General features: G+C 66.4%; 17 protein-coding genes and 1 pseudogene. 7 read left to right on the top strand and 11 right to left on the bottom strand.

Annotated features, from left to right (window positions below):
• The first annotated feature begins 104 nt into the window (after positions 1-104).
• Positions 105-1,268 (top strand): hypothetical protein, encoded by a 1,164-nt coding sequence (locus tag TVB01_RS15355; RefSeq protein WP_422456776.1) that lies wholly within the window; start codon positions 105-107, stop codon positions 1,266-1,268.
• A 4-nt stretch (positions 1,269-1,272) separates the two neighbouring features.
• Here the strand turns inward: TVB01_RS15355 and TVB01_RS15350 are convergent, their stop codons facing one another.
• Positions 1,273-2,160, bottom strand: a complete 888-nt coding sequence (locus tag TVB01_RS15350) for an Fpg/Nei family DNA glycosylase (protein ID WP_422456775.1) — start codon at positions 2,158-2,160, stop codon at positions 1,273-1,275.
• A 69-nt stretch (positions 2,161-2,229) separates the two neighbouring features.
• Between TVB01_RS15350 and map the strand changes: the two genes are divergently transcribed.
• The gene (gene map / locus TVB01_RS15345; RefSeq protein ID WP_422456774.1) at positions 2,230-3,006 is read left to right on the top strand and encodes a type I methionyl aminopeptidase; all 777 of its coding nucleotides are present in this window, start codon (positions 2,230-2,232) and stop codon (positions 3,004-3,006) included.
• 83 nt (positions 3,007-3,089) lie between these two features.
• On the opposite strand, the gene TVB01_RS15340 is transcribed toward map, so the two are convergent.
• Positions 3,090-4,586 (bottom strand): helix-turn-helix domain-containing protein, encoded by a 1,497-nt coding sequence (locus TVB01_RS15340; protein ID WP_422456773.1) that lies wholly within the window; start codon positions 4,584-4,586, stop codon positions 3,090-3,092.
• Between the two features lie 148 nt (positions 4,587-4,734).
• On the opposite strand from TVB01_RS15340, the pseudogene aceA reads away from it, so the two are divergent.
• The 3 genes and pseudogenes from aceA to TVB01_RS15325 all read left to right on the top strand — a co-directional run bounded on the left by aceA (position 4,735) and on the right by TVB01_RS15325 (position 9,488).
• Positions 4,735-6,071: pseudogene (gene aceA / locus TVB01_RS15335) on the top strand (isocitrate lyase).
• Between the two features lie 144 nt (positions 6,072-6,215).
• The gene (gene aceB, locus TVB01_RS15330; protein ID WP_422456772.1) at positions 6,216-7,847 is read left to right on the top strand and encodes a malate synthase A; all 1,632 of its coding nucleotides are present in this window, start codon (positions 6,216-6,218) and stop codon (positions 7,845-7,847) included.
• Between the two features lie 207 nt (positions 7,848-8,054).
• Positions 8,055-9,488, top strand: coding sequence for an amino acid permease (locus TVB01_RS15325; protein ID WP_422456771.1), 1,434 nt, complete (start codon positions 8,055-8,057; stop codon positions 9,486-9,488).
• On the opposite strand, the gene TVB01_RS15320 is transcribed toward TVB01_RS15325, so the two are convergent.
• From TVB01_RS15320 to TVB01_RS15295, 6 genes are all read right to left on the bottom strand, one after another.
• On the bottom strand, positions 9,485-10,807 hold the full coding sequence (locus TVB01_RS15320) for a M1 family metallopeptidase (protein WP_422456770.1): 1,323 nt from the start codon (positions 10,805-10,807) through the stop codon (positions 9,485-9,487). The two genes, TVB01_RS15325 and TVB01_RS15320, sit on opposite strands and share 4 nt — an antisense overlap.
• A 33-nt stretch (positions 10,808-10,840) precedes the next feature.
• On the bottom strand, positions 10,841-11,068 hold the full coding sequence (locus TVB01_RS15315; RefSeq protein WP_422456769.1) for a hypothetical protein: 228 nt from the start codon (positions 11,066-11,068) through the stop codon (positions 10,841-10,843).
• Positions 11,069-11,130: 62 nt separating this feature from the next.
• The gene (locus TVB01_RS15310) at positions 11,131-12,027 is read right to left on the bottom strand and encodes a hypothetical protein (protein ID WP_422456768.1); all 897 of its coding nucleotides are present in this window, start codon (positions 12,025-12,027) and stop codon (positions 11,131-11,133) included.
• 146 nt (positions 12,028-12,173) lie between these two features.
• The gene (locus TVB01_RS15305; RefSeq protein ID WP_422456767.1) at positions 12,174-13,421 is read right to left on the bottom strand and encodes a heparan-alpha-glucosaminide N-acetyltransferase domain-containing protein; all 1,248 of its coding nucleotides are present in this window, start codon (positions 13,419-13,421) and stop codon (positions 12,174-12,176) included.
• A 101-nt stretch (positions 13,422-13,522) separates the two neighbouring features.
• Positions 13,523-14,464 (bottom strand): 4-hydroxy-tetrahydrodipicolinate synthase, encoded by a 942-nt coding sequence (dapA, locus tag TVB01_RS15300; protein ID WP_422456766.1) that lies wholly within the window; start codon positions 14,462-14,464, stop codon positions 13,523-13,525.
• A 9-nt stretch (positions 14,465-14,473) separates the two neighbouring features.
• Positions 14,474-18,580 carry a Pls/PosA family non-ribosomal peptide synthetase gene (locus TVB01_RS15295; RefSeq protein WP_422456765.1) on the bottom strand — a complete coding sequence of 1,369 codons (4,107 nt, stop codon included), beginning with the start codon at positions 18,578-18,580 and terminating at the stop codon, positions 14,474-14,476.
• Between the two features lie 338 nt (positions 18,581-18,918).
• Between TVB01_RS15295 and TVB01_RS15290 the strand changes: the two genes are divergently transcribed.
• Positions 18,919-20,118 (top strand): heparan-alpha-glucosaminide N-acetyltransferase domain-containing protein, encoded by a 1,200-nt coding sequence (locus tag TVB01_RS15290; RefSeq protein ID WP_422456764.1) that lies wholly within the window; start codon positions 18,919-18,921, stop codon positions 20,116-20,118.
• Here the strand turns inward: TVB01_RS15290 and TVB01_RS15285 are convergent.
• Genes TVB01_RS15285 through TVB01_RS15275 form a run of 3 tightly spaced genes read right to left on the bottom strand, consistent with a single transcriptional unit; the run spans position 20,090 to position 21,965 of the window.
• Positions 20,090-20,935, bottom strand: a complete 846-nt coding sequence (locus TVB01_RS15285; protein WP_422456763.1) for a 4'-phosphopantetheinyl transferase family protein — start codon at positions 20,933-20,935, stop codon at positions 20,090-20,092. The two genes, TVB01_RS15290 and TVB01_RS15285, sit on opposite strands and share 29 nt — an antisense overlap.
• 57 nt (positions 20,936-20,992) lie before the next feature.
• The gene (locus TVB01_RS15280) at positions 20,993-21,673 is read right to left on the bottom strand and encodes a LytR C-terminal domain-containing protein (RefSeq protein WP_422456762.1); all 681 of its coding nucleotides are present in this window, start codon (positions 21,671-21,673) and stop codon (positions 20,993-20,995) included.
• Positions 21,666-21,965, bottom strand: coding sequence for a type II toxin-antitoxin system VapB family antitoxin (locus TVB01_RS15275; RefSeq protein WP_066299736.1), 300 nt, complete (start codon positions 21,963-21,965; stop codon positions 21,666-21,668). The genes TVB01_RS15280 and TVB01_RS15275 overlap by 8 nt, the downstream gene beginning before the upstream one ends.
• A 121-nt stretch (positions 21,966-22,086) precedes the next feature.
• On the opposite strand from TVB01_RS15275, the gene TVB01_RS15270 reads away from it, so the two are divergent.
• Positions 22,087-22,986 (top strand): hypothetical protein, encoded by a 900-nt coding sequence (locus TVB01_RS15270; protein WP_422456761.1) that lies wholly within the window; start codon positions 22,087-22,089, stop codon positions 22,984-22,986.
• Positions 22,987-23,019: the final 33 nt, after the last annotated feature.

Raw genomic sequence — 23,019 nt, 5'->3', positions numbered from 1 at the left:
ACCCCCCCAAAAAAAAACCCGGGGCCCCGGGTGGGCGGGGGGGCCCGCGTTCGTGCCGGCCGCATACTTGGGGAAGCAAACGTAAACGCACTTTGGGGGATGCAGTGATTCAGACAGCAGGCGAGCAGGACACGGCGGGCAGTCCGGGCAGGGAAGGCATCCGGGTCAGCGTCCGGTTCGGTTCGGGCGCCATCTTCAACTCAGGCATGGATGAGCGTGCTGCCAGCGAAGCAGCCACAACGGCTGCGCAGCCCCCGGGCCTGCGCGTCGCACCCCTCCTGCTCCTTCCCGGGAACACCGACGGGGAACGCTGGGCTGCTGTCGGGCACGTCCTGATCACGGTGACGCCGGGCCGCGTCAGCGTGGAAGCCACGCTCGTAGCGGCTTGGGCGGAAAACGGGAACGTCAACGAATTCACCCTCATTCCAGCGGCCGATTCCGCGCGCAGGACAGAAATTGAGTCCCTGGCGGCGCACCAGCTGCAGGAGCGGCTGGAACTCACGGATCTTTCCGGTGAACCCGTCATCACGGCCGCCCGGTTGGCGAAGTCCCTGGCGGAGTTTTCGCGCAACACCGTCGGCTCCGTCCGCGAAATCCGCTACGCCTTGGAAGCATGCCTGGCCGAATCCAGCACAGACACGAAGGCATCCGAGGAATACACGGATGTCATCGCTGCACTGCTCCAGCTGAACATCATCTGCGGCCGGGCGGCGGATCAGGCGCGGGAAGCCGTCCGCGAAGGCTTATGGGTGCACACCACGGATTCCGAGGCCTACCACGCGTACCGGAAGCTGCAGGATCCGGCCCTCATCAACCAGCATTCTCCCGCGACGCATGAGACCCGGCCGTGGATGAGGGTTCACGACGCCGCCGTACGCCAGTGCCAGGAAATGTGCCGCCAGCTTGAAAAGGAGACAGAGTGCATCCGCATGCTGCTCTCCGCTGCCTCAAGCATTTCCGGTTCACGCGAAGCTGATGCCCAGGCACGCTTCAACCTGCTGGTCGCGCTGCTTTCCATCGGCCTGGGCATTCCGGCCCTGTTCCTGACCATGTACGGGGCCAATCTGCTGCTCCCGATGAACACCTGGCCCAAGGTGGGCGCGTTCCTGCCGGTTGGCATCGCCCTGCTGGGTGCAGGTACGGCAGCGATCTGGTTCGCTCCGCGCGGCTCCAAGCGACGGATCTGGCTGTTGTGCGGAACGTCCGTGCTGGTGGTCCTCGTCTTGATGGTTGCGGCAGCGATACTTGCCCCGGTGTCCCTGGTCTAACCGCCTACTTCAGCAGTTTGGACAGCCGGCGGTCGGCCAGCAGCTTGCCGCCGGTCTGGCAGGTGGGGCAGTACTGCAGCGAAGAGTCAGCGAAGGACACCTCACGCACGGTGTCCCCGCACACCGGACACAATTCCCCGGTCCGGGCATGTACCCGCAGGGCCCGGCGTTTGGAGTCCTTCAGCTCCGCGGCAGGGCGGCCGGTCGCGTTCTCGATTGCCGACTCCAAAACGGCCCCCATGGCCTGGTAGAGCCGCTCGACTTCCTCCGGCGTCAGCTTCGAGGCGTTGGCGAACGGCGAGAGATGCGCGGCGTGCAGGATCTCGTCGCTGTATGCGTTGCCGACTCCCGCGATGACCGACTGGTCCCGCAGCAGGCCCTTAATCTGCCCGCGGTGGCCGGCGACCAGCGCCGCAAAAGTCTCCTGGTCGACGTCGAACGCTTCCGGTCCCAGCCGTGCAATCCCGGGGACTTCCTCCACTCCCCGGACCACATAGACCGCCAGGGATTTCTTGGTGCCTGCTTCGGTGAGATCGAACCCCGGTTCATCCCCGCCTGGGTCCTTCGGGGCGAACCGCACGCGCAGTGCCATGGCACCCTTGCCGGGCCGCAGCTTGCCGGGTTTCAGGGCGTCGGACCACCGAAGCCACCCGGCCTTTGCCAGATGTATCACCAGATGCGCTCCCCCGGCCGTGATGATGAGGAACTTGCCGCGGCGGCCGACGGCGGTCACCGGCCCCTCCTTCAAGGCATCCAGCGGAACCTCGGCGGTCTTCAGGACTGAAAAGGACAGGACTTCGACGTCGGCGACCCGGGCCGGCGCGTCGTCCTCCGGGAGCAGCTTGGACCGCAGGAAATCGACCAGTCCCTGTACTTCCGGCATCTCAGGCATGCCTACACCCTAAACGTTCTGCCAGAATGCAGAACAGACGCCGAATTCCCCTGCCCCGAAAGGCACCACATGATCGAAATCCTGAACGCAGCGGAAGCGGCAAAGGCCCGGGTCACCGGCCGGCTCGTCGCGGACATCCTCCAGGCCATGAAGAAGCGGGCAACCGTCGGCACCAACCTGCTGGACATCGATCGGTGGACGGGCGACATGATTCGGGATGCGGGTGCCGCGTCCTGCTATATCGACTATGAGCCGTCTTTCGGCCGCGGACCGTTCGGGCACTACATCTGCACCGGGGTGAACGACGCCGTGCTGCACGGCCTGCCCCACGACTACCACCTGCAGGACGGGGACCTGCTCAGCCTTGACCTTGCCGTGTCCAAGGACGGAATCGCGGCTGACTCCGCGATCAGTTTTCTTGTCGGGGATGCCCGGCCAGCCGAAAGCGTGAAGCTGATCGACACCACCGAACGGGCGCTGGCAGCCGGCATTGCCGCCGCTCGCCCGGGAGCACGCATCGGCGACCTCTCACACGCCATCGGGACGGTACTGGGCGACGCCGGCTATCCGGTGAACACCGAATTCGGCGGCCACGGCATCGGCTCCACCATGCACCAGGACCCGCACATTCCCAACACCGGCCGCCCCGGGCGCGGCTACGTCCTCACGCCCGGCCTGATGCTGGCCCTGGAGCCGTGGGTCATGGCCGACACGGACCAGCTCACCTTCGACGCGGACGGCTGGACACTGCGCAGCTCAACGGGTGCCCGCAGTGCGCACAGCGAGCACACCATCATCATCACGGACGACGGCGCCGAGATCCTCACCCTGCCCACGGAGCAGTAACCACCGCTCCATCGAGAGGCCAGTTACGGCTCTTCTCGCGGCCGAAACGAGCCGTAACTGGCCTCTCGATGACGGGAACCAGGTCAGTCCCCGGCGTGAGCCTGCAGGAAGCTGTACACCTCGGTCTCGTCCACGCCCGGGAAGGCGCCGGGCGGCAGGGCGGCCAGCAGATGCGAGTGCGCCCGTGCACTGGGCCAGGCCATGCCGGACCACTCCGATGCCAGCTCCGCCGGGGGCGTGCGGCAGCAGTCCGGATCCGGGCAGCGGGACTTGGACCGCTCCGTGGTGTCCCGGCCGCGAAACCACTTCACGTGCGCGTACGGCACGCCGATGCTCAGCGAGAACAGGCCGCCGGAGCTTCGTTCGGTCCGCGCCGTGCACCAGAAGGTTCCGGCCGGGGTGTCCGTGTACTGGTTGTAGGCACTGAATTTATCCGGCACCGAGAAAACTTCGCGTGAGGTCCAGTAGCGGCAGATCGGCTGGCCCTCGATAGCTCCGGTGTGGTCAGACGGGAACGTCACGCCGTCGTTCTCATAGGCCTTGTAGACAATGCCGCTCTCATGCACTTTCTGGAAGTGCGTGCGGATGCCCAGGTGCTCGGTGGCCAGGTTGGTGAACCGGTGCGCTGCGGTCTCATAGGAGACAGCGAAGGCGTCACGGATGTCCTCGACGGCGATTTCCTTGGCCGTCTTGGCGCGCTGCAGGAACTCCACGGTGGCTTTCTCCGGCAGCAGCAGGGCGGCGGCGAAGTAGTTCGTGGCGACCCGCTGGCTGAGGAATTCTCCGTAGCTGCTGGGCGTCTGGTGGTCCAGAACGTAGTGCCCGAGGGCCTGGAGCAGCACCGAGCGCGGATCGTGTTCTGAGCGCTGGGACTGGGTCAGGTAGATCCGCTTGTTCTTGAGGTCCGTCACCGAGCGCGTGGAGTGCGGCAGGTCGGAAACGTGGTGCAGGCTGAAGCCAAGATGGGCGGCAATGTCCGCAATGACGTGCTGGGACAGCGGGCCGTTGGTGTGGCCCACGGAGTCCAGGACCTTTTGTGCGGCTTGCTCATACTCCGGGAAGTAGTTGTTCCGCTCGCGCATCATGACCCGCAGCTCACCATTGGCGCGGCGGGCTTCCTCCGGTGTCGCCACCTGTTCGTTGAGCCGGCGCTCGAGTTCGGACTGCAGGCCGACCAGGGATTCGAGCACGTCAAGCGGCAAACGCGAAGAAATGCGGACCTTCGGCAGGCCCAGGGATTGGTACAGCGGTCCGCGCTGGGCCCGTTCCAACTCGATTTCCAGGGCTGCCCTGCGGCTCGGCGGCTCCGACCCCAGCAGCTGGTCGATGCTCACGTCCAATGCTTTCGCCAGGGACTGCAGCATCCCGAGTTTCGGCTCGCGCTTGCCGTTTTCGAGCAGGGAAAGCTGCGAAGCCACGGTCCCGACGGCGGCCCCCAGGTCATCGAGCGTCATGCCCTTGGCCTTGCGCAGGTGGCGCACCCGGCGGCCCAGGCTGATCACGTCGAGCGAGGAGTCCGAGGCACCGTCGTCGTCCGTTTTGCCGGCAGGAAGGGGCCGGTTCCATGTTGCACTCGTCACAAATTCACAATATGCGAAGAACTGCGTTTCTTTCCATAGAAAACCCCTAGAAAGAGGGTTGTTTTTGCCCGAGTGTTGATTGCACAGCAAGGAAATGCCGGATTCGTGCAAGACCGGCTCGCACCGCAAACCGAGGAGATGTTAGGCAATGACGCAGGAACCCAGCCGCGACCAGACAGCACGCACCGCAGAGCAGCTCGCCCAGGAATGGGCCACCGATCCCCGCTGGGACGGCATCGAGCGCGATTACACTGCCGAAGACGTCGTCAAGCTCCGTGGCCGCGTCCAGGAAGAGCACACCCTGGCCCGCCGCGGCGCCGAGAAGCTGTGGGACCAGCTCCGCAACGCCGGCGACGAGGGCTACACCAACGCACTCGGCGCCCTGACCGGCAACCAGGCCGTGCAGCAGGTCAAGGCCGGACTGAAGGCCATCTACCTCTCCGGCTGGCAGGTTGCCGCTGACGCCAACAATTCCGGCCACACCTACCCGGACCAGTCGCTCTACCCGGCAAACTCGGTTCCCACCGTCGTCCGCCGCATCAACAACGCCCTGCTCCGCGCCGACCAGATCGAGTTCGCCGAAGGCATCCAGTCCGTGGATGACTACCTGGTGCCGATCGTGGCCGACGCCGCCGCCCGCGGCGGCGGCCCGCCGCCCGCCCCGCCCCCCGCCCCGGCCCGCTGAACGCCTACGAACTGATGAAGTCCATGATTCAGGCCGGCGCCTCGGGCGTTCATTGGGAGGACCAGCTCGCGTCGGAAAAGAAGTGCGGCCACCTTGGCGGCAAGGTGCTGATCCCCACCAGCCAGCACATCCGCACCCTTAACGCTGCCCGTCTGGCAGCCGACGTCGCAGACACACCCACCGTGGTGATCGCCCGCACCGACGCCGAGGCCGCAACCCTAATCACGTCCGACGTCGACGAGCGGGACCAGGAGTTCATCACTGGCGAGCGCACGGCTGAAGGCTTCTACAAGGTCCGCAACGGCATTGAGCCCTGCATCGCCCGTGCCAAGGCCTACGCACCGTACTCCGACCTTATCTGGATGGAGACCGGCACCCCGGACCTGGAAATGGCCCGCAAGTTCTCCGAAGCTGTCCGCTCCGAGTTCCCGGACCAGATGCTGGCCTACAACTGCTCGCCGTCCTTCAACTGGAAGAAGCACCTGGATGACGACACGATCGCCAAGTTCCAGCGCGAGCTCGGTGCCATGGGCTTCAAGTTCCAGTTCATCACGCTGGCCGGTTTCCACGCCCTGAACTACTCCATGTTCGATCTTGCCCACGGCTACGCCCGCAACGGCATGAGCGCCTACGTGGAACTGCAGGAGAAGGAATTCGGCTCCGAAGACCGCGGCTACACCGCTACCCGCCACCAGCGCGAAGTCGGCACCGGCTACTTTGACGCAATCGCCACCGCCCTCAACCCCGAGGGCAGCACCCTGGCTCTGGCCGGTTCCACCGAAACCGCCCAGTTCCACTAACCAGCACCACCCTCCTGCCCCCTCCGCGCCCATCGAGAGGCCAGTTACGGCTCGTTTCAGCCCTGAAAACAGCCGTAACTGCCCTTTCGGCGGGTGGGAGGGACGGAGGAACCCCAAACTTTGAAAGATGCCAAGGAGCACGCCATGAACGATCCCATCACCCTGAACGGTATTTCCCTCACCGCTTCGCCGGTCCGCCGGCAGGAGGAGATCCTCACCCCGCAGGCCCTGGACTTCGTCAAGGCGCTGCACCAGGCCACCCACACCCGCCGCCAGGAACTGCTGCAGCAGCGGCAGGCGCGCCGGCAGCAGATCTCCAACGGCGCCGACCCGTCGTTCCTGCCCGAAACCCGCCACATCCGGGAGGACAGCTCCTGGCGCGTGGCTCCCACGGCCCCCGGCTTGGAAGACCGCCGCGTGGAAATCACCGGTCCGGTGGACCGCAAGATGACCATCAACGCCCTGAACTCCGGCGCCAAGGTGTGGCTGGCGGACATGGAGGACTCCTCCACGCCGTCGTGGTCCAACGTGATCAACGGCCAGCTGAACCTGCGCGATGCCCTGGACTACCGCCTGTCCTTCACCTCACCCGAGGGCAAGGAGTACAAGGTCAGCGGCTCCCAGCTGACGGAGCTGCCCACCATTGTGGTCCGTCCCCGCGGCTGGCACCTGCCCGAGAAGCACATGCTGGTGAACAACACCCCGATCGCCGGCGGAATCGTGGACTTCGGCCTCTACTTCTTCCACAACGCCCACCGCCTGATCGCCGAAGGCCGCGGCCCGTACTTCTACCTGCCGAAGATCGAGAACCACCTCGAGGCCCGCCTCTGGAATGACATCTTCATCCTGGCGCAGGACCTGCTGGGCATCCCGCAGGGCACCATCCGCGCCACCGTGCTGATCGAAACCATCACCGCGGCGTTCGAGATGGAAGAAATCCTCTACGAACTGCGCGACCACGCCGCAGGCCTGAACGCCGGCCGCTGGGACTACATCTTCTCCGTGATCAAGAATTTCCGCACCCGCGGCCCGCGCTTCATCCTCCCGGACCGCGGCATGGTGACCATGACCGCTCCGTTCATGCGCTCCTACACCGAGCAGCTGGTCCGTGCCTGCCACCGCCGCGGCGCCCACGCCATCGGCGGCATGGCTGCCTTCATCCCCAACCGCAAGGACAAGGCAGCGAACGACGTCGCCATGGAGCGGGTGCGCGCTGACAAGACTCGCGAAGTGACCGACGGTTTCGACGGTTCCTGGGTGGCGCACCCGGATCTGGTGCCGGTGGCCATGGAGGTGTTCGACGGCGTGCTCGGCGAGCGTCCGAACCAGCTCGAACGCACCCGTGAAGACGTGGTCCCGAACGATAAGGAGCTGCTGAACATTGCAGCCACTCCGGGCGTGATCACCGAGGCCGGTATCCGCAGCAACATCGAGGTGGGCATCCGGTACATCGAGTCCTGGCTGCGGGGCAACGGCGCAGCTGCGATCAACAACCTGATGGAGGACGCAGCCACGGCTGAGATCTCCAGGTCCCAGGTCTGGCAGTGGATCCATTCCTCCGCAGTGACGGACGAGGGCGACATCGTGACCCCGCACTGGGTCCAGGAGCTGCTGGAAGAAGAGTTCGGCAAGCTGGAACGCTTCGACGGTGACCGTTTCGAAGACGCGCTGGAAATCTTCGAGGAAGTCGCCTGCGGCGAACACTTCCCGACCTTCCTGACCGTTCCGGCCTACGCACGGTTCCTGCACGAATCCCGAGAGCCGGCGGTTGCCTAAGTCCTGAGTTCCGGCTGGGGGGGGGGGGGGGGGGGGGGGGCGCGGCCGCCCCCCCCCCCCCCCCCCCCCCCCGCTTGCCTTTTAAAGCGTGCCGGTGTGGCAGATACCACTTCCTGGCGGGTCCGCTTCCCGGCAGCGCAGGCGCCGGGAGGCGTACCATTGATTGGCCGCCGCTGCGGCTAATCCCCCACTCCAAGGTGTTTCTCCATGTCTTCCTTTGGCCAAGCGCTGGCCCGCGGACTGAACGTCCGGCACATCCGTTTCATGGCACTTGGCTCGGCCATCGGCACGGGCCTGTTCTACGGATCGGCCGCAGCCATCCAGGCTGCCGGTCCGGCAGTGCTCCTGGCCTACATCATTGGCGGGGCGGCGGTGTTCCTGGTCATGCGGGCCCTCGGCGAGATGGCCGTCCGGCACCCGGTCTCCGGTTCCTTCGGACACTACGCCAGCCGTTACCTGGGCCCGTTCGCCGGGTTCATCACCGGGTGGACATTCGCGTTCGAGATGGCAATCGTCGCGATTGCGGACGTGACGGCCTTCGGCATCTACATGGGGTTCTGGTTCCCGGAGGTTCCGCGCTGGATCTGGATCCTCGCCGTCATTTTCCTGATCGCCGCACTGAACCTGATGCGGGTGAAGGTATTCGGCGAGACCGAGTTCTGGCTTTCCATCATCAAGGTCTCGGCCATCATCGCCATGATCGCCGGCGGCGCCGCGATCATCGTCTTCGGTTTCGGGCTGCCGGATGCGGCTAACCCCGGTCTGGACACCCTCCTGGGCTCCGGCGGCTTCTTCGCCAACGGGATCTGGGGCGTGCTGGCGTCCTTCGCCGTCGTGATGTTCGCGTTCGGCGGCATCGAGACCATTGGAATTACGGCAGGAGAAGCCGAAAACCCGAAGAAAGCCATTCCCGCGGCAGTCAACACCGTCCCGGTCCGCATCCTGCTGTTCTACGTCGGTGCGCTCTCAGTGCTGATGATGATTTTCCCGTGGGAACAGATCGACGGCGAGACCAGTCCCTTTGTCCAGATCTTCGACGCCCTCGGCATTCCGGCCGCCGCGCACATCCTCAACGCGGTGGTCATCACCGCAGCAATCTCGGCCATCAACTCGGATACCTTCGGTGCCGGCCGGATGATGTTCGCCCTCGCCAGGCAGGGCCAGGCACCGGCGGGCTTCGCCCGCATCTCCCGGCACGGCGTGCCCTGGATGACGGTGGCCGTGATGGCCGCAGTCCTGCTTGCCGGCGTCGTGCTCAATGCGCTGCTGCCCGAGTCCCTCTTCCTGCTGATCGCTTCGATCGCGACCTTCGCCACCGTCTGGGTATGGCTGATGATCCTGCTCTCCCACATCGCGATGAAACGTGAAATCAAGCGCCGGAGCCTGCCGGCCTCAGAGTTCGGCGTCCCGTTCTGGCCGGCCGCGTCCTACGCTGCCCTGGGCTTCATGGTCTTCATTGTGGTGCTGCTGGGGATCATGCCGGACACCCGGGTCGCCCTGATCGTCGGCGTCGTCTGGATCGGGCTGCTGTTTGTGGCCTACCGTCTCTGGGTACGCGGTCCCGGCCGGGAACGCGCCGAGCTGGCGGATGAAACCCGGGCCGGCGCACCCGCGGAGGCCGCACCGGCGGAAGGCCGCTAGCCCTCCGGCAGCCCGGGTTCGAAAAGCCAGGGTCCCAGCAGGGTCCCGGGGCGAACACCGGTGCCGGCGTAGGCGCGTTCCGCCAGCGCCAGGAAGTCCGCCGTGGACGCGTTGCCGTGCCGGAACGCTTCCGTCCAGGCGCGCAGGAGGCTGAAGAACACCGCGTCGGTCCCGGCCCGGCGAAGCGCATGCACGGCGAGGGCTCCGCGCACGTAGACGACGTCGTCGAACATCCTTTCCGGTCCGGGATCGGCCAGGCGCAGATCCTGCGGGCATCCCGCGAGCCGGCGGCGTGCCTTGCCGGCCTGCTCGTCAGCCGTGCGTTGGCCGGATTCCTCGGCCCACAGCCACTCGGCGTAGGTGGCAAATCCTTCGTGCAGCCAGATGTCCTGCCAGTCGCCGGCCGTCACTGAGTTTCCGAACCACTGGTGTGCCAGTTCGTGCGCCAGCAGGCTCCTGGACTTCTTGCCCAGGTGATTGCGGCCAAGGACGGTCAGGGTCTGCGCTTCCAGCGGGATCTCGAGCTTGTCAGCGGTCACCACCACGGTGTAGCCGGCGAAGGGGTAGGGCCCGAACCACCGCTCGAAGGCAGCAAACATCGGCTCATGTCCAGCCAGGGCTTTCCAAGCTTTCGGCAGGAGGGACGGAGGTGCCACCAGGATCTCCCGCCGGCCGATGGCGGCCTGTTCATAGCGGCCGATCTGCACGGTGGCCAGGTAGGGGGCCATCGGCTCGGCCTGTTCGAAGGTCCAGGTGCTGCGGGAACCGTTCCGAACCCGGGAAAGGCAGGCTCCGTTGGCGACCACGCGGTAGCCGGCATCGGCCGTAACCGTAATCCGGTAGGAGGCTTTGTCCGCGGGGTGATCGTTGCAGGGAAACCAGGTGGGGGCGCCCGCAGGCTGGCCGGCGACCAGCACACCGTCGTCCAGTTCTTCCCATCCGATAGTTCCCCAGGGTCCGTCCAGCGGCTGCGGCTGCCCGGCGTAGGTGATCCGCAGGGACATCACACCGCCGCGGGCCACGGTGACGGGAAGCGGGATTCGTACGTGATGGGTGCTGCGGACGAAGGGAACCGCGGCACCTGAGAACTCCGCCCTGACCACGGTGAGGTGCGGGCCAAGGTCCAGTACGACGTCGGCGAGCAGCTCAGCGGCAACGGCTCGCAGCGTGGCCACGGCCTCCAGACGGTTCCGGCCGACGTCATAATCCAGTTCCAGCTCATAGCGGGAGACCGAGTACTGGGGATGCCCGTGGCCGGGCACGTAATCCTGTCTGGTTCCCGAGCCGGGGGTGGAGGAGGTAGGGCTCACGGCGTGCATGGGCGCTGATCCTGCCAGCTGGAACCGATTTTGTCAGCCGTGGTTTTTTGCCTGCGCTGCAGTTCGCTGCCAGCGGGCACGGACCTCAGCGGGCAATTCGCTCCACGGCGGAGCGGGAGGCATCCACAATCCGGGGAGCAGCTTCATCCGCTCTTCATACAGCGCTTTACCCGCAGCGAATCCCGCCTCGAGGTCTGCCTGGCCTTCGATGTTCCGCCGGCCGGTTTCAGACCTGTCGCTGAAGCTGTTCCTGCCCGCCATAGTCCACAGTTTATCGGCAGCGCTGCAGCCAGACAGGTCAAGACCTGCAACTGCCTCCCCCGCTAACGGATTGCGGGCTCTTGTGCGTCGGCGGTGCGGGGACTCTGTTCAGGGCGGGCACGGCCGCCTCGGAGCTTCGCTGTCACATACATAACGAACAGCGTCAGGGAGAACGCGCCAACAGCGTACGGTTCCCAGTCCGATACCGCCGCGGCGTCCTCTGCGTCCCGCTGGGCCGCGGCGCGCTGTTCAGCTGCACGCTTTTCAACTGCCGCTTCTTCGGCTGCACGCTCAAGCATCAGTGCGTCCGACCGGGCGGTTGAGGTGAGGAAGACGTCGTCCTGGATTCCCATGACCATCCTGTCCCCCGGTACGGCTGTCTTCAAGAACTTCGTCACCGTTGCCAGATCCGTAGAGATGCAGCCCCACGTCTCGGCGTTGCCCGCGTGCAGGAAGATCGCGAAGGAAGCCCCCTGTGTGACGGGCATATCCGGCGGCCGGTTCCAGTTGATTACTGCAGCCTGCTCGTAGAGCCCGCTCTGCATGTAGCGCCAGAGGTTCTCATCAGCGCGGCCGCCCTCTCCCTCGAAGTACTGGTTGTAGGTCCGCCCTTTCTCTCCTCCCCAGCGCGATTGCTCATTCACCTGGTAATACTTCAGTTCCGTTCCGGGGTTTTCCCGTCCCAGTGCCTCGGTTACCGTAAACGATCCCGTGGGAGAGAAGAGGGTGTTTTCCCACATGCGTCCCCGGGGAGCGAACCCGTTCCGGCCGGCGAACCCTGTCCGCTGCCATTCCTGCCGGTAACTCTCATCTCCGTCCTGCACGCAGCTGGTGAGCAGGACGGCGGTACTCCCGTATGCCGCGGCAGTGGCGAAGGTGACCCGGGCAGAATCCCCGACGTCGAACTTCACTTCCCCCGCCGTCAGCCGGTCACAGGGATTGGCCGAAACCCCGGGCACGGGCGACACCTGTCCGGCGCCGGGCGGCGGGGCGGCCGGGGTACTGCCGTTCTCTAACGCATGGAGCGGCGCCGTCCCCGTCAGGAACAGCGCCGCTGCCATCGGCAAGACCGCCCTTCGGCACCGTATCCGGTGTGCGGCGGGGGTCAACGCTGCTGCCCGGGCGGATCGGCATTCTGCACGCCGGCCCGGTGCCGGCTGTTCCTGTTGCGCAGGCGTCCCGGCGGGACCGGTTCCTCCTGCCGGGGCGCGTCCTCGGCACGGAGCTGTGCCTTGGACAGTACCGACGCCCGGACGCGGGACACTGCCGCTGAGACCAGCCGTTCCAACGGGCCCTGTCCCATCCTCGGACGCCAGAGCAGGGCGAAGGCCGCTGCCAGTCCGATATGCAGGAGAAGGGCGGGCCACGGATATTCGGCAAGCAGTCCGGTAGCCAGCAGCAGCAAATGGGCGCTGTAGAGCGTGAGCGTCATGGTCCCCATTGCGGCCAGGGGCGCCAGGAACCGCTCAATCCGGGGGCCAACGAGCAGCAGCAGTGCCAGCAGTGCAGCCGAGATGCCGATCGTGTTCAGGATGACCACAGGAGTACTTGAATACGGAGCCAGCCCGGCCAGCCACCACCACGAATCCGTGGGCAGCGTGGGATCCGGCCCCCAGACGAGGATGTCGTAGACCGCTTCCTCACCGGTGCTGCCGCCGCCGTTCAGCTCTTCCAAGGCACTCCGCCCCCCGGCGGGGCCAAGCAGGAAGGCCGAAACCAGGGTGGTCAGCAGGGCCAGCCCGCACCCGCCGGCCAGGAGGCCCGACTGGACCTTGCGGCTGCGCAGGTCCAAGCGTCCGATCGCCAGGCCGGCGCAGATGTATGCCATCCACGGCAGCGCGGGGTAGGTCCCGGTGAGCAGCAGCTGCGGGACCTGCGCGCCGAAGTCCGTGAAGAGTCCGGTCAGGGTCGGCTGCCCGGGCGGGGGCTCCGGCAGGTAGTCCCGCAACCCCTGCATGATGAAAGGGAACACCAGCGCCACCGCCGCGGCCAACACCGTCAGCGCCCGGGCAGACAGCCGCAGCAACGGTAAGGCGAGCAGGAACATGACTCCGTAATAGGCCAGGATCACTTGGGCTGTGATGTCCAGGTAGCCCAGCAGGAGGCCGATGGCCAAGATGATTGCGGCGCGCACGGCGATGCCGGAGCGGGCTGCCGAGAGGCGGTCGCCGTCGAGCCGGCGGGAGCCTCCGGAGCTCAGGGCCAGGGACAGCCCGGCGAGGAGCGCAAACAAGGCGACACCGCGCCCGGCGAAGACAGACCAGACAAGCGTCGGCGCAAACTCGTCGTTCCACGCGGGCATGATGTGGACGGCGATCATGGCCAGCAGCGCAACCCCGCGGGCAGCGTCCACACCGGATAGCCTGTCCTTGCCTGCCGCCCGCCCGCCGGTGGCCGGAGTCCGCTCGGCGGCATGCTTATGGTTTTGCCTGTTCCGGCGGCCCTGATCCGCGGTCATTGGACCGGCACCGGCTCAGGCAGCAGGCCTGAGCTGTGCACGTCCCGCAGAAAGCGCTCCAGTTCCGTCTCCGTGAGGTCAACCAGCGGCAGCCGCACCGGTCCGGACGGCAGGCCGAGCCGGTTCAGCAATGCCTTGGTGGAGGCCGCCCCCGGGCAGCGGAACGTGCCCGCGTAGGCCGGCAGCAGGCGGCGATGGACATCCAGTGCCTCTCCGACCCGCCCCGACGAGTACGCCGACAAAAGCTCACGAAGCTCCCGGGCGGCAAAGTGGCCGACCACCGAAACAAATCCGGACGCCCCGACCGAAAGCAGCGGCAGGTTGAGCGCATCGTCGCCCGAGTAGTACACCAGCCCTGTCTCGGCGATGACCCGGGATGTGGATTCCAGGTCACCTTTGGCGTCCTTGACGGCGACGATGCGGGGATGCCTCGCCGCGGCTGCCAGAGTCTCCTCGCTGATCGCGACGCCGGTCCGCTTTGGGATGTCGTAGAGCATCACGGGCAAGTCGGTGCTGTCAGCCACCGCGAGGAAGTGGCGCAGCAGGCCGGCCTGCGAGGGCCGCGAGTAATAGGGCGCGACCACCAGCAAGCCGTCGGCGTACTGGTCAGCTGCTTCCTGGGCAAGCGTGATGCTGTGTGCCGTATCGCCGGAGCCCACCCCGGCGATCACCTTGCGCCCGGTCCCCTGCAACGCCATGGACGCCGCATGGATCATGGACGCCTTCTCCCAGTTCGACGTCGCAAAGGACTCTCCGGTAGTGCCGTTGACTACCACTCCGTCATTGAATCCATCGCGGCAGAGCCACCGGGCGAGGTCCCCCGCACCGGCCTGGTCCAGCTTGCCGGCTGTGGTGAACGGCGTCACCATGGCCGTCAGGATGCGTCCAAACGCGGTTTCGGCGAGCTCCGACGTGGCGGTCTGTACTGGGCTGAACATCTTTCTCTCCTATCGTGAAGGCGCCACGGCACGGCGGCGGCCATGCGTCCGGCGGGCGTTGCCGCGGGGAACCGCGTCCCGGTGCACGGGAGCAGCAGCAGACGTCGCTGACGCATCCCAGTGGGTCAGCGGATTTCCGTACCAGGTGCTGTTCGCCGGGACGCTCTCCTCACGCATCACCAGCGAACAGCAGCCGACGGTTGCACCCTCTTCGATGGCACTGCCCGGCAGCACAATGCTGTTGGGACCCAGGGTGGCTCCGGCACCAATCGACACACGGTCCAGTCGCATGATGCGGTCATGGAAAAGGTGCGTCTGCAGGACAGTGCCGCGGTTGATGCTGGCGCCGCTGCCGATCTCGATGAGGTCGAACTCCGGCAGCCACCACGTCTCACACCAGACTCCCCGGCCAATGTCTGCACCCATCCAGCGCAGCCAGGCGTTGAGCATGGGCGTTCCAAGGGACATCCGCACCAGGCCGGGCACAGCGAGGGATTCCGAGAAGACGTCAGCCAGTTCGTTGCGCCAGACGAACGAACTCCAGAGCGGATGTTCCGTGGAGCGGAACTGGCCAACCAGCAGCCACTTGGCCAGGATCGCTGTCAGGCACGCCAGAATGCCGCTGAGCAGCAGGATCGGCCCGGAGAGGAGTACTGCGGGAAGGAGCCCTGCGGTGTCGGAGATGGCCGCCAGGACGTAAACGGTGGCGAGCGCCAGCCACACGGTAAGTACTGCCGGAATGAGGCGGCACGTCTCGACGGCGGCACGGGCCAGGCGCAGCCTCATCGGGGGCTCATAGGTCCGCGAGGAGTCGCCCTCTTCGACCGGGCGTGGAAGCTCCACCGGCGGCCGGCCAAACCAGGAGGAATTCTCCGGCATATCCCTGGGCGCCGATGAGAGGACGGCGATAAGTGCGTTATCCGGCACCGCCGTATCGGCTCCCACAATCCCTGAGTTCCCGACGAAGGACTTCTCCCCCACCGAGGTTGGGCCCAGATGCAGCCATCCTTGCCGGACACGCGCCGCCGAGACCAGGGAATGGTCTGCCAAGAAGGAGCGGTCGCCCACTGATGTCAGGTGCGGGATGGTCTCCACGGTCGAGATCTCGGCGTTTTTGCCCACCTTGGCGCCCAGCCACTCCATCCAGACCGGCGTCAGCATTCCTGCGTACAGCGGATACATGGAAATGAGGCTCTTGGCCAGCAGCTGGTTGGACAGCCATGCAGCCCAGCCGGCGCTGCTGTCGAGCCTGTGGATTCCGGGCGGGAGCAGGGAGGCCAGCATCCTGACCGAGAAGATGGTGAGCGCCAGGTAGGTTCCCATGGTCAGCACCACGAACACGGGGGCCCAGAGTGCCAACTCCAGGAGCGCCGGCCCCAGCTGCGCAGCATCCTGCAGGAGCAGGAGCACCAGCATGGATCCCGGGATGATGGCCAGGAACGTCATCACCGTCATCCATCCCAGTCCTGCGGCGTAGAGGAGCTTGACCAGGCTTGATGATTCCTCGTTCGTCACGGCGGCGCGCGGCCATCCTTCTCCGGCCGATCCCACATATTCCATGGGCGACCCGGACCATTTTTCCCCCGGGGGAACGACACCGGAGACGAACGTTCCGGGTTCAATCTCGGCGCCTGCGCCCACCTGGGCATTTCCCATCACGGTGGAACGGGCACCAACCCGGCTGTTCTCGCCAATCCGCACGTGTCCGATGTGCAGCTCATGGCCGTCCAGCCAGTGCCCGGCCAGATCAGCTTCGTACTCGACAGCCGCCCCGTCCTCGATCTCTGCCAGGCCCGTGACCGGAGGCATGGCTTCGAGGTGGACGCCGGAGCCAATGCCGCAGCCCAGTGCCCGGGCATACCAGATGCCCATCGGCGTGCCCATGATCGGTTCAAGCTTCGCGTAGGTGACGATCCGCTCCGCAGCCCACAGGCGCAGGTGCGTTCCGCCGCCCCGGGCATAGACACCCGGCCGGATCCGGAAGAGCAGGGTCCGGCAGGCCAGGACTGCGCCGAACATGCGGGCCGGAAGGCTGTACAGCACCACCCAGGCTGCCAGCAGGGGAAGCAGCGGAGGATCCGGCGTCCACGGCGTCGCCAGGACATTGCTCATCACCCAGCAAACCAGCGCGATGCCGGTGACATAGCGCAGCCCGGTGATGCCGTAGAGACCGGCGATCAGCGGCGTCTGGGCCAGCCCGGTCCACCACGGCGTCGCAGGAACCTGCCGCACTGCGGCGCCGTCGTCCGTGGTTTCCCGGAGCCGGGCGGCCATTGCCGTCAGCGACGAGTATGCATAGATGTCGGCGATGGAGACCTTGGGATACCGCTCCCGGAGCGCTGAAACCAGCTGCGCTGCTGCGAGGCTTGCTCCGCCGAGGGCAAAAAAGTCGCTGTCCTTGGTGAGCTGCTGGGGCCCGAGCAGGTCCGTCCAGCGCTGGGCGAGCCAGCGCAGGTCGGCGTTCAGCTCAACCTCGACGTCGAGTTGCTGTTCCACCGTTGTCTCCGGCACGCTCAGGGCCTTGCGGTCCACTTTGCCGGAGGTCTTCATGGGAAGTTCAGTGATGATCCGAAGCGTAGGGATCAGGGTTGCGGGCAGGTGGATGCTCAGGTGTTCTCGGGCTGCCGCCAGATCTAGGCTGCCTTCCTCGGATTCGACGAGGTAACCGACCAGGACTTCGTTGCCGCTCGCCGTGGTCTGGACCGCGGCGGCGGCGCTGGCAACGCCTGGAAGGGCTGCCAGTGCGGTGTCGATTTCGCCGAGTTCCACCCGCCGTCCGGCAAGCTTGACCTGTTCGTCCAGGCGGCCGGCGAACACCAGGCCCTCCCGGTCAGCCCGGACCTTGTCGCCGCTGCGGTACGCCCGGTTCCAGCCGAGCGAGGGCAGCGGAGCGTACTTCTCCGCGTTGATGCCCGGATCGAGATACCGCGCCAGTCCGACGCCGCCAATCACCAGCTCGCCTTCCTCGCCCCACGGCACGGGGTTGCCGTCGGGATCGACGACGGCGAGGTCCCAGCCTTCGATCGGCAGGCCAATGCGGACCGGCGACGATCCGTCCAGGGGAGCCGCGCAGGCAATGACCGTTGCTTCTGTGGGCCCGTAGGTGTTCCAGACTTCCCGGCCCGGGCCGGAGAGCCGGGTACCCAGTTCCGGCGGGCAGGCCTCGCCGCCAAAGATCAGCAGGCGGATCCGGCTCACGGTTTCCGCCGGCCAGACCGAGGCGAGGGTGGGCACAGTGGAAACGGCGGTGATCCGGCGTTCTTCCAGCCACGGCCCAAGATCGATGATGGACCGCACCACTGACCGCGGGGCGGGAACCAGGCAGGCACCGTGCGCCCAGGCCAGCCACATTTCTTCACACGAAGCATCGAAGGCTACCGAGAGTCCTGCCAGGACCCGGTCGCCGGGGCTGAGCGGTGCGTCCACGCAGTAGAGCCGGGATTCGGCGTCGACCAGTGCGGCCGCCGAGCGATGGGTCACGGCCACGCCCTTGGGCTTGCCGGTTGACCCGGAAGTGAAGATGATCCACGCGTCATCTTCGGGATGGGGGACCGGTCCGTTGCCCCGGATGGGTACACCCTGCCGGATGGCCAGCTGGAGGCCCTCACCGATCACGGCACAGACGCCGCCTTCTTCCCAGACGGTTTCCGCCCGTCCTGCGGGTTCATCGGCGTCCACGGGGACATAGGCCGCACCGGAAACCAGCACTCCGAGGATAGCGATGTAGAGATCGGCCGACCCGGACGGGACAAGGATTCCCACCCGGTCGCCGGCACCGATGCTGGCCGACCACAGCTTGCGCGCCAGGGCCTGGACGCGCTCGTCCAGCTGGGAATAGGTGAGCGGATCGGAGCCGTCATCGAGGGCGGGCGCGGAGGGGTAGGCGGCCGCGGTGTGGTTGAAGATGTCGACGAGGGTCCGCTGTTCCGTTGCGGGCCCTCCGTAGTAGACGGCACGGTCGGGCGCGAGCACCGTGCGGCTGAACACCTGGGCCTTCTCGCCGGCAGTCCGGCGGGCCGGCTGCTCGGTGCGGGAGGCTTCGCCGGCGGCACAGTCTGCTGGCCGCCCTCCTTTCGCTGTTCTCAGGTTTTCGGACCGGTCTTCGGACAAAGTCATGGGACGTTCTCTCTGATGGCAACTCGTTCTTCTGCAACGGCCGCCTGCCGTCTCCCCGGGGAGCGACTGCGGCAGCCTGAAGAAGGCTAGATATGCCATTCCCTGATGGCCATGAGTACCGGGGCGGGCCGATATCACTCGGATACGCGGGGACCGTGCGGGAAATTACGGGTACGCTACCCATTCATCACCGAACAGCTTCTGTGATATCCCTGTCCACAGGGACTTCCCAGCTTTCACCTAGTCAGTGCACAGCCAGTGCTGGTTCTGTCGGGAGTCCTGATGAGGGTCTCCGCATCCGGGACCCCCGGCAGCCAGGCTGTTACGGAAGAGGACCGATGAGCGTTCCGGGTATCACCAAGAAAGTAAGGTTCACGGGCATTGACGCGGCCCGCGGGATCGCGCTGATCGGCATGATGGCCATTCACCTGCTCCCGGCCGTAGCGGAGGATGAGGGCCCGTCACTGGCATGGACCTTGTTCGCCGGAAAGTCAGCCGCTTTGTTTGCCCTGCTGGCCGGAGTGGCGCTGGCCTTGTCGTCGGGCGGCACCCAGCCCCGGATCGGCCGTGCGCTGACGGCCGTCCGCTACGGGACGGCTGTAAGGGCCGGCGTGGTGACCTGCCTGGGACTGGCCATCGCCTATGTCGACATGCCTGCCTTCATCATCCTGGCCTACTACGGCGCCATGTTCCTGCTCGCGGTTCCCCTGCTGGGCATGTCGGCACGTGCCCTGTTCACGGCCGCCGCGGTGTTCGCGGTGCTTGGTCCGGTGCTGATGCAACTGCTTCGGGGCATCTTGCCTGAACCCGGCTTCGATCCCACGTTCACGGACCTGTTCACCGATCCATGGCAGCTGGCAACCCAGTTGCTGGTGACCGGAACATATCCGGCTATCCCGTGGATGGCGTACATCTGTGCGGGAATGGCGATCGGCCGGCTGCGGCTGGGAGAGTGGAAGACGCAGTGCGCCGTTCTCATTGCGGGAATCGGCACTGCCGTCGCGGCCGCACTGGCCTCGGCGCTGGTGCTCGGACCGCTGGGCGGCCTGCAGCGAATTGCCGATGCCACGCCTTTCCTGGATCCCGAGACGATCCAGGACGTTTTGGTCTGGGGCCCGGAAGATCATCTCCCCACCACGACTTTCTGGTGGATCGGCATCCTGGCCCCGCACTCGACCACGCCGCTGGACCTCGTCTTCACCATCGGCGTCGCCGCGGCGGTGCTTGGCGCCATGCTGCTGCTGGGTCACGCCGCCGGACGATACCTGCTTCCCCTGACTGCGGCAGGAAGCATGACGCTGACCCTGTACTGCCTCCACCTGCTGGTGCTGGGCTCAGGCTTTTACGAAGATGAGCCGGAACTTTCCTACGCGCTGCAGGTCGCAGCCGTGATTGCGTTTGCTTTGATCTGGCGCACCATCCGGCGCCAGGGCCCGCTTGAGGAACTCATCGCGAAGGCAGTGAACGCCACCCGGCGGAGCGTACTGGCCCGCGGCGGAACAGTACGCGCTACGGAAAACGGGTCTGGCTCCACCTGACCTGCCGGAAGGCCAGCTTCCCGGGAGCCAGCTCTCCGGCAGCGGGAACGGCGGCCGCTGCCAACGTTCCCTTCGGCAGTCCCAGGGCCGGCGCATCCAGATCCATAACCCGCAGCACCGCGCCGGTAGTGGGCACGCGCACTGTTTCCAGGTCTCCGGCCTCGAGCTGCTGGGGCGGGATCCGCAATCCGTCCCCGGTGGCCTTCAGGACGGCCTCCTTCCTAGCCCAGAGCCGGGCCCGCGCCGCAGGACGGCCGGCAGCCGCCAGCGCCTGGATGTTTCGCCGTTCCCGCTCGGTGGCGATCACACCGTCAAGGGAAGGGAGCGCGAAGCCGCTGACTTCAGCGGCGTCGACGCCGACGGGTGCTGCGCCGAAAGCGGCAGCCAGGATCCTGTTCCCGGCGCGGCTGAAGCTGAAGAAGAAACCGGAGGGCCCGCCGCTGATGGAGTAGTGCGGCGTTCCATGGCTTAGTCCCGACACGTTGCTGCACGAACTGCAGCGGTACTCGGCCTTCACCTCGGCCAGCGGTGCACCGGCAACTTCGGCCACGAACCGGCGGGCGGCATAGCGTCCTGCCAGGAACCGGCGGCGGGCGGCGGCCGCGGTGAACGCAGCTGCCCGGCGGAGTTCCGCAGGGGTGAGGGGCGGGCCCTCCGGGCCGGAAGCGTCCAGGGGCAGGGCAGCCAGCAGCAGTGTGGGGTCCGGGGCCGTGCCGGCCGCCGGCGCGACGGACGGCGCCGTGTCGGCGGGGTGCGCTGTGTCTGGGAACGGGGCTGTGTCTGGGGGCGGGGCTGTCCCTAGGTGTCCAGGTTTCATCCCGGCGCAGGGTACCGGCCAAACCGCCGGATGGGAATGAGTCCTGGGACTGGCGGGTTAGCCGGCCTCGCCCGACGGAGCCTCGCTTTGCCAGGGACAGGTGATCGGCCCCGGGGGCGCTGCCTGTGCCTTCTCGACCGGCACCAGGGAGTCATAGGCCGAGCCGATGACAACATCGACCGAGGAATCTTCGCGGTCGTCCTGGATGTACTGGGTCCCCGGGATCTGCTGCTGGAGCGTGAATGCGGCGGACTCGCCGGTGGGGCCGGAGAGGATGATCGCCGTCATGCCTTCCCGGTTGACGGTGCTGTTGCCGACGGTCTCCACCACGAAGCCGCGCTTCTTGAGCGCTTCAGCCACTTCCCCGGCCAGCCCGGGAGTCGCCGTCGTGTTGTAGACATTGACGGTCACAGTGTCCGGTGACTGATAAAGGTACGGCCCTGCCGGGCAGCCTGTTTCGACCGGCTCGCGGGGCGCCGCCTGGGGAAGCGCGATCCAGCCCGAAGTGATGCCCTGGGCTACAACCGCAGCGGCGATCAATACGGTGATCAGCAGCCCCAGGACGATGCCGTGGAAGGTGCGCTTACGCTTGGACCGACCTGCGGCTCTTTCATCGCCGTCGTCATCGAAAACGGCTCCCAGGTCACGTTCGGTGACGATCCGGTGGCCATGCCACTCCTCCGGCTCACCCTTTGCCTGAGCGCCTTCGCGTTGCCCTCGAGGGGGCTGGTTAGTCATCGATCACCAGCACGCGGGCGTGCAGGATGGTGCGCTGGTGCAGCGCGGTCCTGACTGCGCGGTGCAATCCGTCTTCCAGGTACATGGTTCCCCTCCATTGCACGACATGCGGGAAAAGGTCTCCAAAGAAGGTGGAATCCTCGGCCAGGAGCGCACCGAGATCAAGCGTGGCTTTTGTCGTCACCAGCTCGTCCAACCGGACCTGCCGGGGAGGTACCGCTGCCCAGTCCTTGGGTGTTACGTATCCATGGTCAGGGTAGGGGCGCACATCGCCGACAGCTTTGAAGATCACTCATCCAGAGTAGAGAAGTTCAGCATCCAAGGAAACAGGACTCCCCGGCAACAAGCCTCTGATTACGCGTTTTACCCATTTTGACACCAGGAGGCGGCCGCGCAGCAGGAATACTGGAAGGGTGACTTCCTACGCTCCCCGCTTTGGCCTGCTGCTCGACGTCGACGGTCCGGTGGCCTCGCCGCTCACCCGCACCGTGTCCCCCGAGGTAATCGGCCATCTGGTCGCCCTCGCGTCCGCCGGCTGGCCGGTGGTCTTCAACACCGGCCGCTCTGACGACTTCATCCGGACGCAGGTCATGGAACCGATGCTTGCCGCCGGCCTGCCGGCCGACGTGCTGGTCCACGCCATCTGCGAAAAGGGAGCGGTCTGGTTCTCCTTCAACGGGACAGGCTCCGGTCCCGTGGAAGTCGACGGCGAACTGGCGCTGCCGCGCGAATATGCGGACGCGGTCCGGGAACTGGTGGCCGGTTCCTACGCCGGCCACATGTTCTTCGACGAGACGAAGCTGGCGATGGTGTCGGTGGAACAAAACATCGACGTCGCCAACGCCGACTACCTCGCCGAGCAGGAAGCGTTCGACGCCGATGCCCTGGCGCTGATGTCCAGGTTCGACATGGGCGTCTGCCGTCTGGACCACCACGCACCCGACTCCGATGATTCCGTCGATTACCGGATCGATCCGACGATCATCTCCACGGACATCGAGGCCCTCGGGGTGGGCAAGGACCTCGGCGCCCGGCGTGCGCTGTCCCTGCTGGAGGCGGCGGGGACGCCCGTGCCGCGGACCTGGCGGACGGTCGGGGATTCCCGGACGGATTACGCCATGGCGGACGAGCTGCATTCCCTGGGATTCGACGTCGCCCACGTGGACGTGCGCCCGGCCGACGGGGTCCCCGCCAAGCCCTATCCTGTGCTGACCGTTCCGGGCCGGATTCACGACGACGCCGGCGAGGCTTTCCTGCGCCGCTGGGCTTCGATGGCTGCCGGGGCTGTGGAGGACGACTCGGTGGTGGCTTAGGGCCGGTGCCGGCTGGTGCCGGCTGGGCCGGGT

This window comes from Arthrobacter sp. 7Tela_A1 (genome assembly GCF_049311065.1).
In the GTDB taxonomy this organism is placed as follows: domain Bacteria; phylum Actinomycetota; class Actinomycetes; order Actinomycetales; family Micrococcaceae; genus Arthrobacter_B.
The sequence above is the reverse complement of the archived record's forward strand: the minus strand, read 5'-3'. Positions and strand labels throughout refer to the sequence as shown.

Bases quoted from the DNA above. Each gene is read 5' to 3' on its own strand.
- TVB01_RS15320 (WP_422456770.1), bottom strand. From the start codon at position 10,807: ATGCACGCCGTGAGCCCTACCTCCTCCACCCCCGGCTCGGGAACCAGA.
- TVB01_RS15290 (WP_422456764.1), top strand. From the start codon at position 18,919: ATGAGCGTTCCGGGTATCACCAAGAAAGTAAGGTTCACGGGCATTGAC.
- TVB01_RS15315 (WP_422456769.1), bottom strand. From the start codon at position 11,068: ATGGCGGGCAGGAACAGCTTCAGCGACAGGTCTGAAACCGGCCGGCGG.
- TVB01_RS15295 (WP_422456765.1), bottom strand. From the start codon at position 18,580: ATGACTTTGTCCGAAGACCGGTCCGAAAACCTGAGAACAGCGAAAGGA.
- TVB01_RS15350 (WP_422456775.1), bottom strand. From the start codon at position 2,160: ATGCCTGAGATGCCGGAAGTACAGGGACTGGTCGATTTCCTGCGGTCC.
- TVB01_RS15285 (WP_422456763.1), bottom strand. From the start codon at position 20,935: ATGAAACCTGGACACCTAGGGACAGCCCCGCCCCCAGACACAGCCCCG.
- dapA (WP_422456766.1), bottom strand. From the start codon at position 14,464: ATGTTCAGCCCAGTACAGACCGCCACGTCGGAGCTCGCCGAAACCGCG.
- map (WP_422456774.1), top strand. From the start codon at position 2,230: ATGATCGAAATCCTGAACGCAGCGGAAGCGGCAAAGGCCCGGGTCACC.
- TVB01_RS15325 (WP_422456771.1), top strand. From the start codon at position 8,055: ATGTCTTCCTTTGGCCAAGCGCTGGCCCGCGGACTGAACGTCCGGCAC.
- aceB (WP_422456772.1), top strand. From the start codon at position 6,216: ATGAACGATCCCATCACCCTGAACGGTATTTCCCTCACCGCTTCGCCG.
- TVB01_RS15280 (WP_422456762.1), bottom strand. From the start codon at position 21,673: ATGACTAACCAGCCCCCTCGAGGGCAACGCGAAGGCGCTCAGGCAAAG.